The organism is Wolbachia endosymbiont of Cylisticus convexus (assembly GCF_003344345.1).
Window position 1 is genome coordinate 1 of record NZ_QPIP01000005.1, and the last position, 14,394, is coordinate 14,394.

The 14,394-nt window shown below is 33.5% G+C and carries 11 protein-coding genes, 1 tRNA gene and 6 pseudogenes; 9 read left to right on the forward strand and 9 right to left on the reverse strand.

Annotation, left to right across the window (positions count from 1 at the left end; genetic code table 11):
* The first annotated feature begins 68 nt into the window (after positions 1-68).
* A pseudogene (locus tag Wcon_RS01000) lies at positions 69-825 on the forward strand (IS5 family transposase).
* 204 nt (positions 826-1,029) lie between these two features.
* Here Wcon_RS01000 and Wcon_RS12735 read toward each other — a convergent pair.
* Positions 1,030-2,210 (reverse strand): annotated as a pseudogene (locus tag Wcon_RS12735) (multidrug effflux MFS transporter).
* Positions 2,211-2,226: 16 nt separating this feature from the next.
* Here Wcon_RS12735 and Wcon_RS01010 point away from each other — a divergent pair.
* From Wcon_RS01010 to Wcon_RS12705, 3 genes and pseudogenes are all read left to right on the forward strand, one after another.
* The gene (locus tag Wcon_RS01010; protein WP_047759694.1) at positions 2,227-2,784 is read left to right on the forward strand and encodes a GNAT family N-acetyltransferase; all 558 of its coding nucleotides are present in this window, start codon (positions 2,227-2,229) and stop codon (positions 2,782-2,784) included.
* Between the two features lie 479 nt (positions 2,785-3,263).
* The gene (locus Wcon_RS01015; protein WP_114516888.1) at positions 3,264-4,193 is read left to right on the forward strand and encodes an AEC family transporter; all 930 of its coding nucleotides are present in this window, start codon (positions 3,264-3,266) and stop codon (positions 4,191-4,193) included.
* Positions 4,194-4,307: 114 nt separating this feature from the next.
* A pseudogene (locus Wcon_RS12705) lies at positions 4,308-4,475 on the forward strand (transposase); the annotation flags it as partial.
* Here Wcon_RS12705 and Wcon_RS01025 read toward each other — a convergent pair.
* The 5 genes and pseudogenes from Wcon_RS01025 to Wcon_RS01045 form a co-directional block, all read right to left on the reverse strand.
* Positions 4,455-4,922, reverse strand: coding sequence for a hypothetical protein (locus Wcon_RS01025; protein WP_114516889.1), 468 nt, complete (start codon positions 4,920-4,922; stop codon positions 4,455-4,457). The pseudogene Wcon_RS12705 and the gene Wcon_RS01025 overlap by 21 nt on opposite strands.
* 56 nt (positions 4,923-4,978) lie before the next feature.
* Positions 4,979-5,750, reverse strand: a pseudogene (locus Wcon_RS11700) (transposase family protein).
* A 207-nt stretch (positions 5,751-5,957) separates the two neighbouring features.
* Positions 5,958-7,769: a glutamine--fructose-6-phosphate transaminase (isomerizing) gene (gene glmS / locus Wcon_RS01035; protein ID WP_114516891.1), complete on the reverse strand. Its 1,812-nt coding sequence runs from the start codon at positions 7,767-7,769 to the stop codon at positions 5,958-5,960.
* A 15-nt stretch (positions 7,770-7,784) separates the two neighbouring features.
* A complete protein-coding gene (yajC, locus tag Wcon_RS01040) occupies positions 7,785-8,198 on the reverse strand; it encodes a preprotein translocase subunit YajC (protein ID WP_114516892.1) in 414 nt (137 codons plus the stop codon).
* A 128-nt stretch (positions 8,199-8,326) separates the two neighbouring features.
* Positions 8,327-8,403, reverse strand: a tRNA-Asp gene (locus Wcon_RS01045).
* Between the two features lie 181 nt (positions 8,404-8,584).
* Between Wcon_RS01045 and rpsB the strand changes: the two genes are divergently transcribed.
* The 4 genes and pseudogenes from rpsB to frr all read left to right on the forward strand — a co-directional run bounded on the left by rpsB (position 8,585) and on the right by frr (position 11,567).
* On the forward strand, positions 8,585-9,424 hold the full coding sequence (rpsB, locus tag Wcon_RS01050; RefSeq protein ID WP_114516918.1) for a 30S ribosomal protein S2: 840 nt from the start codon (positions 8,585-8,587) through the stop codon (positions 9,422-9,424).
* Positions 9,421-10,275, forward strand: a complete 855-nt coding sequence (gene tsf, locus Wcon_RS01055; protein WP_114516893.1) for a translation elongation factor Ts — start codon at positions 9,421-9,423, stop codon at positions 10,273-10,275. Before rpsB ends, tsf begins: the two co-directional genes overlap by 4 nt.
* A 58-nt stretch (positions 10,276-10,333) precedes the next feature.
* Positions 10,334-11,002, forward strand: a pseudogene (gene pyrH, locus Wcon_RS01060) (UMP kinase).
* 7 nt (positions 11,003-11,009) lie between these two features.
* A complete protein-coding gene (gene frr, locus Wcon_RS01065; protein ID WP_114516894.1) occupies positions 11,010-11,567 on the forward strand; it encodes a ribosome recycling factor in 558 nt (185 codons plus the stop codon).
* Positions 11,568-11,762: 195 nt separating this feature from the next.
* Here the strand turns inward: frr and Wcon_RS01070 are convergent.
* Positions 11,763-12,981, reverse strand: a pseudogene (locus Wcon_RS01070) (IS4 family transposase); the annotation flags it as partial.
* A 309-nt stretch (positions 12,982-13,290) separates the two neighbouring features.
* Here Wcon_RS01070 and Wcon_RS01075 point away from each other — a divergent pair.
* Positions 13,291-13,599: a hypothetical protein gene (locus tag Wcon_RS01075; RefSeq protein ID WP_114516895.1), complete on the forward strand. Its 309-nt coding sequence runs from the start codon at positions 13,291-13,293 to the stop codon at positions 13,597-13,599.
* A 2-nt stretch (positions 13,600-13,601) separates the two neighbouring features.
* On the opposite strand, the gene Wcon_RS12415 is transcribed toward Wcon_RS01075, so the two are convergent.
* Both Wcon_RS12415 and Wcon_RS12420 read right to left on the reverse strand, forming a co-directional pair.
* On the reverse strand, positions 13,602-14,126 hold the full coding sequence (locus Wcon_RS12415; RefSeq protein WP_338062143.1) for a penicillin-binding transpeptidase domain-containing protein: 525 nt from the start codon (positions 14,124-14,126) through the stop codon (positions 13,602-13,604).
* Positions 14,086-14,391, reverse strand: coding sequence for a penicillin-binding transpeptidase domain-containing protein (locus Wcon_RS12420; RefSeq protein ID WP_255565434.1), 306 nt, complete (start codon positions 14,389-14,391; stop codon positions 14,086-14,088). The genes Wcon_RS12415 and Wcon_RS12420 overlap by 41 nt, the downstream gene beginning before the upstream one ends.
* Between the last annotated feature and the right edge of the window lie 3 nt (positions 14,392-14,394).

Here is a 14,394-nt window from a genome sequence, read left to right on the forward strand (position 1 = left end):
TAAGAACCTGTCTTGAAAGGGAATGAAGAAAAGAGTATGATGAGGTAAGCAAAAAATAGGAGGGTAAGTTGTATCCAAGTGATATAAGTGACAAGGAATGGGAAATTTTAGAGCCCTATGTTGCACAAGGAGCGATAGGACGACCAAGAAAACATAACACCAGAACAATTATTAATGCAATAAGGTATATAATGAGGGGTGGTTGCCAGTGGAGAATGCTACCAAAAGATTTTCCTCCATGGAAAACGGTGTATGACTATTTTCTCAGGCGGCGTAATAATGGAAAATTGAAAAAAATACATGACATGCTAGTAAAAGAGGTAAGAAAAATGGTTGGTAAAAATGAGACACCTTCAGTAGGTATAATTGACAGTCAATCAGTGAAAACGACTCAAAAAGGGGATCAAGAGGATATGATGCCGGTAAAAAAATAAAGGGTAGAAAACGCCATATTATTGTAGATACACTAGGTCTTGTAATTACTGTAGAAGTACACAGCGCAAGCATTCAGGACCGTGATGGTATCTTTTTGTTCAAGCTAAATGCAAAGCTCCAACATTACGTAGGTTTTTTGCTGACCAAGGATACAAAGGTAAATTACAAAATCGATGTTTGTTGGAAACTGGATGTTTGCTAACGATTACCAAGAAATTGGTTGATACAGGATTTCAAGTTATTCCTAAACGTTGGATTGTAGAACGAACCTTTGCCTGGCTTTCCAATTTTAGACGCATGAGCAAGGATTACGAACATTCTCCTCTTACTTCAAAAAACAATATCTTATTTAATATGATTACTTCTATGCTTACTAAATTAGCTGCTTAACTCCTTTCAAGACAGGTTCTTAGATAACAACATATATCAGATAGCCTGGAGAGTGAGCTAACTTTTCAGTCAGAGTCAGACTCTTGGATAAATAGAGAGCAGCCATCAAGTAGTCTGCAACTCTCAATATTTGATAGACTAGGTGATGTGAAGGAGATACATATAGAACAACCAGCAAAATTCAAGTACATATTACCACAATAACTAGAAATGAGAAGGACCTATATAGTGATCTCTCCAGACCTTGAAAACAATAAGTAGACAGTAAATTAGAGCTACTGCAGAAAAAACAAGAATAGCTGCACTGATTGCTTGACCATTGTAAACGTAGCTTGTTAAGCTGATAAAAATAGCCATAACAAAAGCTCTAATGAACGAGAGTGCAGAAGAAGCCGTGCCTTTAATTTCAGGAAAAACGTTTATTGATGCGTTAAAAATCACTGGCTGGCACATTGCACAACCGATAGAAAAAATAATCATAGATAGTGTTACTAAGTAGGAAGAAAGGGGCATGATTACACTGAGTATTACAAGCAATAGAGACCCAATAGCACCCACACTCGTACCAGAAATTACACACCATATTGTTCCAAATTTCTTTAAGATCTTACTGGAAAACAGGCTAATTAGTGAGAAGGATCCAACTATTGCACCTTGATGTAGTGCATAAATAGTGCTGGATAAACCAAAAGTTTCCATATACAAAAAAGGTCCGCAAGTAATGAATGACATATAAGCAGCAGAGAAGAGGCTCTGCAGCAAAGACAGCGCCATAAATTTTGAACTCGATAATAATTTTTTGTAATCTTTCATCATTTTTTTTAGACTAAAAATATCACGGTCCTTTTTGTTTCTGGTAACAGAAAAAGCAGCAAAACCCAAGAGATTAAACAAAGTATTGCAACACTTGCATAGTTGCCACGCCACCCAACAATTTCGTTAATGAAACTGCCTAACACTGGTGCAATTGCCATGACAACTGTTAGAACAGAATTCATGATCCCGATAAATTTCACCGCTTTGTCACCTTTATAGCTGTCTGCAATAATTGCAAACACAACTACAGATGTGCTTACACCAATGCCTTGAATAAAGCGGGAGATTAGAAGATAAAAAACTGACGGTGCAACAACACAACCAACAGCACCAATTAATAGAAAAGTATTACCTATGATCATAATTCTCCTTCTGCCATAGCATTCGGATAATGGACCAAAAAACAACCCTCCTATGCAAAAGCCTAAAAAATTATAGGCGATAGTTAATTGAATTGTGCCTTCTGATACATTAAAATAGCGTACTATATCTGGAAAGCTAGGTATAGAAATGTCAATTTCAATAAATTTGGCAATTAGAGATAGGATTAATAGAAAGGGTAGTAACATTTGAGATTTTTAATTAATGAATAAAAATATCACATTTAAAACGTTGAAAGAAGAACATTTTTTACTGTTATTAAAATGGTTAGAAACACCTCACGTAAAGCTATGGTGGGATGCGGATATAAATTGGACACCAGAGTTAATTGAGAAAAAATATAGCAACTACGTTAAAGGATTCAAATGTTTGAAATTTGAGACACAAATTATTGAAAAACCGATGCATGCATTCATTATTAATTGTGACGGAGTTGATATTGGTTATATTCAATACTATAACAAACATGATTTTCCACCTGAGCAGGGCTACGATACTTCTGAGCTTCCAGAAAGCTGTGCTGCTATAGACTGGTATATCGGAGAGCTGGATTATGTGGGCAAAGGCATTGGTCCACAAGCTTTGAATATATTTTTAAACGAATTTGTCTTTAAAATTTTTGAAAATGCCTTTGTCGACCCAGATACAGCGAATGTTCGTGCAATCCGTGTTTACGAAAAAGTTGGCTTTAAAAAAATTAGGGAAAGCAATGGTGCGATTTTAATGATTAAGGTAAGAATTCCTGAGAACCATGCAAGATGAGTGTTTTTTCAACCATACGCGTCAAGTTAAGAGAATACGCCCAATATAGCAACCATTTAAGGTAGATATCTTATTTATTATATTTATTTTTTAAGAAATCTTGGTCTAAAATAAGATAATTTTTTTAAAAGAGTCTATAAATTACTAATTTTATCATTTAATATCTAAAATAATTTTTACCGCTTCTCTTCTTTCTTATGCCACTTTTCCTTAACTTGACGCCTATGGTTTTTTCAACAGTCCACCTAAATTATTACAAGTGGTTTATAAAAATATACAAGAAGCTTTATACAAACTTAACATAATTTTATTATGAAAATATTATTCTTAAGTCCTATATAAAAACAAATTTTGGCACTAAGTGAATCTTTTTTTATTAACTATGAGCTGGATAAATTGGAAAATAAATTTTATTTACTTTTATAATACCTTAAGATCTAATATCACTTTATCAATCAAAAGTATTACGATAGGCTAGTATGTTCCTTACTCTTTTTCTAAAAATATTGCCTATTTATATTACAATGTTTATTGGTTATTTAGCAGGAAAATACCTTAAAATTGATAGAAATACTATATCTCAAATACTCTTTTATATAGCTAATCCAATAGTAATTTTATATGGAGTATCTCATACAGAAGTTAATTTAAAAGTAATTTCTCTGCCGATTTTGATATGGTTTATAGGTAGCACTATGTCCTTATCAGTGTATTATCTTTCTTCTTTTTTGTTTAAGGACAACACGAGAAACATATTAGCATTTAGCTCAGGTAGCACAAGTATGGGTTATTTTGGCCTGCCGATTGCCATGGCTTTATTTGATGAAGATTCAGTGTCTGTGTATGTTGTTTGTTATATAGGAATGGCACTGTTTGAAAATAGCTTAGGATTTTATATAGCTGCGAATGGTATCTATACCGCAAAAGAATGTGTATTAAAGTTACTCAAACTTCCTTCGTTATATGCGATGATTCTGGGCTTTTTTTTAAGTATATACGATATACAAATACCTACCTTTTTAACAGATGTTATGATAAATATCAGAAGTACATTTATTACATTAGGAATGGTGCTACTTGGAGTGAGTGTTGCACAAATTACAAATTTTAAAGTAGATTGGAAGCTTGCTTTGACCACTATTGCAGCAAAGTATATATTCTGGCCATTATTTGTTTTAGGAATTGTTCTACTAGACAAAAATATTGTAGGTATATACGATGAAAGCATATATAAAGCACTGATGTTGCTAGCTATTATTCCAGTTTCTGGATCTAGTGTAATACTTGCTAATATTTTAAATTATCAACCAGATAAAGCTACTTTATTGCTCCTAATTAGTACTGCAGTGGGACTATTTTATGTTCCACTTATAATATCATTATTTTTTACTAAACTTGTCCTTTTTTGATCAAAAATTTAAGCGCCAGGACTATTGATAAAACTTGAATTTAGACTAGACTTCTTGGATAATCATATAAGAACCTGTTAAGAATCTCTAGATGATGAGGTAAAATAAGCATAGATTAAGAATGAGGTATATCTATGCAAAACAAGTGATATAAGTCGAGGGCAATTTGAAAAAATCAGGCTAATTCTGGAGAGCAGCAAGAAGAAAACAAGACCAAGAAAAGTTGATTTGTATGGCATATTTTGTGGAGTGCTATACATTCTAAAAAGTGGTTGTCAGTGGACCAAAAGATGGGTTATTTTTTGATTCACCTGAAGCAATATTTTTAATTAACAATTCCACTGGTTTGCGAAACACACACTGAGGAAGTGTGTTACTTTTTGATTTACCTAAAATAAGACCTTTAGTTATAAGATCAATGGAAAATCCTTCTTCCTTACTATTAGCTGAAATATAATTTATTACTCTAGATACAGCATCCACCGCTAACTTCTCAATCCCCCTCTTCCAAGAAATATCCATAACCTTAGTCATTTGTTCCTCAAAACTTTGAAAAATTTCCAAGCCAGCATCTACTAAAATTTTTCTTACTTCATCTTCTATAGGCACAATTGCTGCAGAAACCTTTTTCGCTTTTTCCCTATGTTCTTTTGCAAAAACATAAACTATACCTTCAATAACTTTAGAAACACCTAATCTAGACGAACCTGGTGGAATGGAATTATTCATGGTAGAATTGATACAGGTTAATGTTTTGCCTGTTTTTAGTTTTTTTGAACCTGATTTTATCTCCTCAGAATATTCAAATATCTTTTTCTCGCATTCTTTAACAAAAGTCTTAATAAAAAGATTCTATAACGGTCTGCTATAATTTTAAACCTCTTGAGCAGTTCTATTACATTTTCAATTACTACTCTCTTAACTTTCGATTTTTTCGTCTTTGCTCTTCTGTCAATGGGTTCTTTTTTGTGTCTTCCTATATGGCAGCTCTACATTTCCATGAACTTTTTGTATGCCTCAGTAGCCTGCATCTACTAAAGCCTTAAGTTCTGGTAATATCGCTACTTTTGACTCTTTAAAAATCCAAAAATCATGCACCCTGCCGTTTGAAAATGACGTACATATTGCTCTCTTTTTCTATCACTACTTATGTATTTATAGTGTGCTTTCTTTTCTTGCCAGAGTAGAAATCTCGTTGCTTTTTTTTGGCCTCTCTATTGCTGTTTCAGTGCTATCCACTACTATAACTTTATATTCTACACCTGACTTTACTAGCTCATTTTGGCCAGGAAATCTGGATGTTTTATTAGAGAACCCATTTTGCTATTTTATACGCTGTGCTTTCACTTACTCCATAGCTTTATGAAAATATGTTCCATATTCCCGCAACACCATAAGCAGCATATTTTCCTCGCTCAGCTTGTTTTTCCTACCTCCTTTAGCCTTTTTTCCTTCCCGTAAAATCTCCACCATTTTATTAAATGTTACCTTTTTTACTCCTGTTAACCTGCGAAATTTTTCATCATCCAACTCTTCTACTATTTCCACCTTTTCCATCACTAAAAATACTTATCTTGCCATGTTTTTTCCTCTTATCCTAGTTTTTAAAGAAGTCTATTTCTGAACGAATACATACTGGTTTCTCATATAAACAATGGTTATGCAAGAAGTCTAATATTAATGATAGCAATGAATTTATTAGCAAAATTCATTAATTTATAACTGGCAATTAGAGCTGTTGATTAGAAACTAACTTTAAACAAGTTACTCAACTGTAACAGATTTAGCTAAATTTCTCGGACAATCTACGTCTAACCCTTTTTTTGCTGCAGTAGAATAAGCAAGGAATTGCATAGCAACACTGTAGATAATTGGGGAGACAAAATTATCAACTTCTGGAAGTTGCACCACATCTATGCAAATTCCCTTTAAGAGTGGCGCACCTTGCCTATCACTAAAAGCAATTACTTTACCTTTTCTTGCAATAATCTCTTGTATATTGGATAGCGTTTTAAAGAATAAATCGTCGTAAGGGATAATTGCTACAACAAGCACAGTAGAGTCTATTAAAGCAATGGAACCGTGCTTCATTTCTCCCGCTGCAATACCAATTGTGTTAATGTACGAAAGTTCTTTTATTTTTAATGCGCCTTCCATTGCAACTCCATATGAGCTTCCTCTGCCAATTAAAATAACATTATTGTGCTCTAATATACTGTCTGATATATGTTGTATTTTCATTACATCCAAAACATGCTCAACATATTTGGGAATGGAATTAATAACATCGTTTAGTTGTTTTATCTTCTTTTCATTGAGTATACCTTTTATTTTTCCAAGCTCTACAGCAAAGCATGCTAAAATTGCAAGCTGCGCAGAAAAGGTTTTTGTTGAAGCAACACCAATCTCGGGTCCAGCAAAAGTATGCAATACAATATCTGAGATCTTCTCGATGCTGCTGTTAACTGTGTTAGTTATGCTAATAATCGTTTGTTTCTGCAATCTCGCATAACGTAGTGCTTCTATAGTATCTGCAGTTTCACCAGATTGAGAGATGAATAACCCAGTGCTACCTTCTTCCAGCTTGACGTTGCTATACCTAAATTCTGATGAGATTTCCAGATACACTCGAACTTGAGCAACACTTTCCAGCCAATATTTCGCTATTAGTCCAGCAAAATAAGATGACCCACATCCAACTATAGTAATGTAACCCAGTTCAGAGAATAATTTTTTGTTGGCCTTTTTATATTGTTTGTAAAATTGGTTTATTGTTTTGTTTAATGCATATGGTTGCTCTAAAATTTCTTTTAGCATAAAGCTAGAATAACCGTTTTTGCTAATTAGAAAATTGCTTGGAGTACTATTTTCTATGCTGCGTTTAACTTGTGCGCCATTATTATATATACTAACTTCGCTAGATTTTATTACTGCAATATCATTATCTTCCAAATGCAATATTCTTTCCACAAGTGCACTTAAAGCATTAGAATCAGATGCAGCAAACATTGTATTACAGTTGTAGCCTATTGCTAAAGGCAAATTTCTTTTTGCAACAAACAGAGCGTCTGGATATTCTATAAATAATAAAACCAAAGCAAATGAACCTTGTAAGTTGCTTAAACACTTAAATATAGAATCAACTGGCGACAACCCTTCATCAAGATATGAGGTTAACATGTTTGGTATCACTTCCGTATCAGTGTCAGTATGGAAAGATATTCCCTCTTCCTCTAGGCCCTTTTTTAACAGATTGTAATTTTCAATTATACCGTTATGAGCAACAACAACATTATTTATACAAATGGGATGAGCATTTTTAAGATTTGGAGATCCGTGTGTAGCCCAGCGAGTATGTGCTATACCAACTGTACTGCTAGATATTTTACTCTCATGAATAACTTCACATAACCTTTCAACTTTACCTTCTGATTTTTTGACTTCTACCTCACCTTTATTATTTATTATTGCTATACCTGAAGAGTCATACCCTCTGTATTCCAATTTTTTTAGTCCAGCCAGTAAAGTTGGTACTACTGAATCACCGTTACTTACTATACCCAGTATTCCGCACACAACCAGTTTCTTAAATTATGAAGCATTTTTGCCCTTTTTACTTTCCTCTAGTTTGTTTTTTTTGTCATTCTTTTCAATCTTGCCTTTTTCAATAGGTTTAGCTGCTACTTTTTGAATTTCTTTGTTTAAGACTTCAGATATAGCAGACTTCAGGATTTTTATTTCAACTTTTGGTGCTATTTCTATTATAAACTGCACATTTGCCTCATCAACTTTGCTAACTTCACCTATTATTCCACCAGAAGTAATGACCTTATCACCGCGTTTTATTTGATCTATCATCCTTCTATGTTCCTTTAGTTTTTTGTGATTTGGGCGAATAATGAGAAAATAAAATACCACAAATATTAAAATGAGTGGAATAAAACTAGCAAAAGATGTCGATACATTGCTAGTTGTATCTGCTGCAAAGACTTCAGAAATGAACATATTTAATCCTAATTGTTAACGATAAATTCAAGTAAATTAAGCAGTAATTACAATACCATGTCAAGTCTCTGAAAGAAATTACTACAAATCAACAAGAAAATGGATCAGTAAAAGTGCTTCTGATATAATGGCGGGAGTGATGAGACTTGAACTCACGACCTCATGCGTGACAGGCATGCGCTCTAACCAACTGAGCTACACCCCCCATTTCTTTCTAACGTTTTCAACCTTAAAGCTAATCAACGTATTGCCACTTGTCAATATTTTTTGTTTGCGCTTTGTTGTCTTTTGTATTACTATGTAAGTAACTTAATTTCACACATGGCTTATGCAAGTAGTCCCATGAGGGTTATGCCATGGAAGATAAACTATTTGGAGGAGTAAATATGACAAATTTACCTGAAGTTACCATACGTGATTTAGCTGAAGCTGGTGTACATTTTGGCCATAAAATTAGTCGCTGGAATCCCAAAATGGCCCCATATATATACGGTATACATCAAGAGAATCATATACACATAATTGACCTGCGAAAAACATTATCGTTGCTAAAAGTAGCAATAAAAGCTTTGTACGACGTTGCATCTCAAGGTGGTCGCATTCTATTTGTTAGTACGAAATTTCAAGCTTTGGACATTGTTGCAAGTGAAGCGGTTCGTTGTGGTCAATATTATGTAAATCATCGATGGCCTGGCGGTATGCTTACTAATTGGAACACTGTTTCTTCTTCGATAAGAACCTTGATACAATATGAGAAAATATTAAATGATGAAGATAGTATCTTAACAAAAAAAGAATTAGGAAATATTGAAAAGAAAAGGCGAAAGCTTGATCAGACACTGGGTGGCATTAGAGAAATGGGAGCAGTTCCTGATATTTTATTTATTATTGATACTAACAAAGAGCATATAGCAGTTAAAGAGGCTAAAAAACTGGGCATTCCAATTGTTGCAGTACTTGATACCAATTCTGATCCAGATGATATTGTCTATCCTATACCAGGAAATGATGACTCAAGAAAATCAATAGAGCTCTATTGTAAATTAGTTGCTAACTATATATTAGCTGGAATAGAGTCTAGTTTGGCAAAGTCTAAAGTTAAGATTGATGATATAAAGAGTGATGAGCTTATTATTCAAGAAAAAGAAGAGGGTATTGTGCAAACTAAAAAGAAGCGTAGTAAGGTTCACACAGAAAAAGAAAGGGAGGTAATAATAAGTAAATGAAGATGGATTCAGGTAGTATAAGGGAATTACGCGATAGAACAGGGCTTGGCTTAAGCGACTGTAAGAAAGCGTTAGAAGAGTGTGATGGTGATATTAGGAAAGCCATTGATAAGTTACGTACAATAGGACTTGCTAAAGCTGACAAAAAGTCTGATAGAGTAGCTTCGGATGGGCTTATTGCTATGTGCTTGACTGAAAATTATGGTGTATTGGTTGAACTCAATTGTGAAACTGATTTTGTTGCAAGAAACGAAAAATTCATAGAATTAGTTTCAAATTTAGCATCAATCGCTTGTCAAGAACGCTGTACTAGTGTTGATGAGTTAAAAAATGCCAAATATGGAGACATTGGCACAGTGCAGGGAGCTATTATGAACGGTACATCAGTTCTTGGTGAAAAGTTAGAGTTAAGCAAGCTTTGCTATCTGGAGGCTAAGGATGGGATTGTTGCTGGTTATGTACATGGTGATGTGCGTAGTTTAGGTAAGATTGGTGCCTTAATTGTATTGCAATCATGTAGTGATAAGGCAAAATTACAAGAGATTGGAAAGCAAATAGCTATGCATGTAGTTGCTATGAAACCTGAAGCCTTGTCTATAGATGATTTAGATCGGGTGAAGTTAAGCAATGAGCGTTCTATAATCGAAGAGCAAGTAAAGAGCTTAAATAAACCTGAAGAAGTAGCAAAAAAAATAGTAGATGGACGAATGGTTAAATACTATGAAGAAGTTGTTCTGCTAGAGCAGAAGTTTATAAAAGATGATAAAATGAAGATTTCTGATTTTATAGAATCAAATGCTGTTAAATTAGCTAATTATAAGTTACTTGCTTTGGGTGATACAAATAAATAACAAAACTTCAAAAGTAAAATACTCCAGAGTGTTGTTTAAAATCTCTGGTGAGGCTTTAATGGGATTAAAGCAATTTGGTCACGATATGGAGGGTATAGGTGAATTATCTAAAGGCATAGTTGAAGTTTGTAATCTTGGAGTCCAGGTTTGTATTGTTGTTGGTGGTGGTAATATCTTTCGTGGTACATCTGCATCTTTAAGTGGCTGTGAAAGAGCAAGCAGTGATTATATTGGAATGCTTGCAACTATAATCAATGCTTTAATTTTACAAAACTTTTTAGAAAAAATTTAGTAGTTTCTAGGGTGTTATCTGCAATACCCATGGCCACTGTATGTGAACCTTACATAAGAAGGAAAGCTATTCGTCATTTAGAAAAAGGTAGAGTGGTCATTTTTGCAGCAGGTACAGGTAACCCATTTTTTACTACAGATACAGCTGCAGCTTTACGTGCTGTTGAAATGAATTGCGATGTTATTCTAAAAGGTACGCAAGTAAGTGGTGTATATTCTGCCGATCCAAAAAAAAAATGAGAATGCTGTGATGTATGATAGGCTTTCTTATACAGATTTGCTAACTCGTGATTTAAAAGTTATGGATGCATCAGCAATTTCACTTGCTCGTGAGAATTCTATCCCAATTATAGTTTTTTCTTTAAAAAGAGAAAAAATGGTCGATATTATTAAGGGTCAAGGTACTTATACTATAGTCTCAGATTGTAAACATTAGGTAATTTATGTTAAACGAAATAAAAGCTAAAACAAAAGAAAGAATGCTAAAAACTATTCAGTCTTTTCATGATGATATGAAAGGTGTGCGTACTGGTAGAGCTAACGCATCATTACTTGATGGTATAGTTGTAAATATCTATGGTGGGCATCAAAAACTGAACCAAGTTGCAGGTGTTTCAGCTATAGATAACAAAACTCTATCAGTTAAAGTTTGGGATATCACTGTTATGGGTGAAGTAAAAAATGCGATACTAAATGCTAACCTGAATTTAAATCCTGCTGTTGAAGGCAATACTATACGTATAGCTCTTCCGGACTTAACGCAAGAAACCCGTGAAAAATTAGTGAAATTATTGCATCAATTTTCTGAAAATGCACGAGTTGCGATTAGAAATATACGCAGAGATGTTATGGAAGAAATAGAGGAAATGAAGAAAAATAAGGAAATCTCAGAAGATGATTTTCATGGTGCCAAAAAGGAAATACAAAACATTACTGATGATAATGTAAAAAAAATCGATGACGACTTATCTATTAAAGAAAAGGATATATTGCATCATTAGGTTAATATGAAAGAAATCTTCAGTAGTGAAAAAACATACAAGGGTGTCGTACAGACGCAACTGTATGAGTGCTGTGATTCATAGTTTATCTAGATCTCAGTATTATGCACACAATTATCGCACATTACTATTTGCAGGTAGTTTGCATAGTAGATGATGTTATTTCAGACTGGAACCAATCTTTATGTAATCTCACTAAAAACGCGGGAGTGTTAAATAAACCATACGCGTCAAGTTAAGGAATGTAGAGAGCTTAACCCTGGTCTTCCTATATCTGTCTTTCAAAGAAAACTTTGACCAGATTACAGTAAGCTTTTTTAGAAAAATTTTTAAATTACTGACAATATTATTTAATATCAAAAAGAGCTCTCTAACCCACCTTTTCAATTCAATAAATGCCTTTGTTAAACTGTGTTCTTTTTTAGTTTTGTAATCATTCCGTGAAATACGAGAATAGCACATAATTTTGTGTATAGCTCGCATAATACTCTAAATGGATTTGTCTTTCCTTTTAGTTTATCAAGATTGATATGACTTTTATATAGTTTAAATAGTAATTCGATTTGCCATCTTACTCTATAAACCGTCAACAGCATTAATTTTACTCTCTGGAACATTAGTTATAAATATTGACCAATCTAATAACTTTTGATTCTTTTTAGAAGATATGTGATTTTGCTAATTTATTAGCTTTTCTTCTTCTGGCTAGAGACTGTTAGTTTTTGACATATAATTCTTACCTGAATTTTTACTTCCTTTCCTAATCTTTTTCTGAAGATAATTGACCTTCCAAATACTCCAATAGCTCTGTTTTTTGATTTATCATATATGTTGGTATCAACGACTTATGAAATAAGCTCCTATTTCATTGATTTGTTTAAAAGAACTAGGCACAAAGTAGCCAAAATCAAAAAATCATTGGCTGTTCAAGATAATCCCTATAACCTTGATCTGACCTCCATTAAATTTAATTTATCTAGCGCTTGATTCAGGTAATCAAAGACTAACTGTAGCTTTATTCTTGATTTAGTATTACTCTCACAATCTCTATAGCTACCCTTTGTACATATCTTTCATGCTACCGGGTAGGCTAATGTAGCTGCTATCCAATAATTTAACTTCCTAATTGCTGTAAAATTTTGCAATCAATCCGTAGTTAAATAAACACAAAATACATTTGTTTCATAAACTCAACTGCTTCTTCATTAAACCTAAACCCTGTTTTGTAATTTCTATCGAGTCTTCATTTAGCAATTGGCACATTGTTTCTATGCTGCAATCATCAACTCCTAATGTTACCAAAAACCATAGCTTTTATGAATAATGAGCCATTAAGTTTTCTCTTTCTTTTTATAAAACCTACTGCAATTGATATTTTGTCTGCTTTTTCATTAAAGAATTCATTGAGGTCTTTTTATAAGCAAGCTATATTGCAAGTTCTCTCATTCATATATCCAGGAAAACTTATACCTTATTATTCTATCTCTTTCATACCTTTATTTCCTTAATTTGACGCTTATGCTTTTTTGAACATTCCCAGCCATTCCTCTAAGATATAGTAATTTAGACTTCCTTACACAATTAACTGTTGAATTTTACATTCCTAGCTGTATTATGATTATATAGCTAAAGTGTTCTAGGTTTACTGACTATAGCGGTATGGCGTAGGGCTGCACTAGCTATATATACTTAGCTCTTTTTTTATAAACGTAAGGTGTTTTATATGTCAGACCTTTTCTATATTGAAACTACGTGTTGTGTGGACGGTCAGTGTGATGTCTATACAGGGGAAGTGAGTTTTAATGATGTCATGTTAGGCAAGTTCAGTCTAAATTCGTGCAGCGGGAAAGAAGCTATGATAAATCTAAACGTTATTACATTCGATATTAATATCGCTATTGATGGTCAAAATGGAAAGACAATAAAGAGAGACCTTAAAGGTCTTGAATTTGTAACTAAAGATGATGGTTCTTGGTATATTAATAAGGATTTTGGTAATGATAAATTTGAAATTATAGTAAAGCAATCATAATTTTACATCTCAGGTGTAACATTTAGTATAGGCGCTATTCTATCTATAATGTTCTTTACTATAGGCGCAGCAATTATTCCCCCGGTATGGTGTATCCCTTGAGGCTCATCAATAGCAATTAGCACTATATACCTTGGGTCAAGCATAGTCAGCACTCCTATAAATGACGCTATGTTTGCATCTTTGCTATATTTACCATCATCTACAACTTTTTCCGCCGATTCGGTCTTTCCCCCTATTGAATATGCCTTTATTTTTGCTTTTCTGCCAGTGCCATCTGTTACTGCTGCGCGTAATAATTTTCTCATTTCCCTGGAAGTTCTTCTTGAGATAATTTGCTCTCCTATACTTCTCTTATTCAACATCAAGGTTGTGTTATGAAATACCCCATTGTTGATTAATGCTGCTGCAGTTTGTGCAAGATGTATAGGAGTTACAGCTATGCCATAACCATAAGATGCTGTTATTAAAGTGTTTTCACTCCGTTTATCCGGGATTATCGGTGTAGATTTTTCTGGTACTTCTATTTTTAAAGGAGAAAATAGCTTTAAAGTATTCTACTTGTTTTTCAATGCCTAATTTGACTGCAATTTTCGCTGCACCAATGTTGAATGATTTTACAAATATATCTTGCACAGTAATTTTTGGAATTTTAGATTTGTGAAAATCCTGAATTTTATACTTTCCAATGGTGATTGGTGTTGATACATCATATAAATCGCTAGTTTTTGTAACGTTTGCATCAAGCGCTGCGGCTATTGTAAAGAATTTTAGCACCGATTCCATCGTCATACA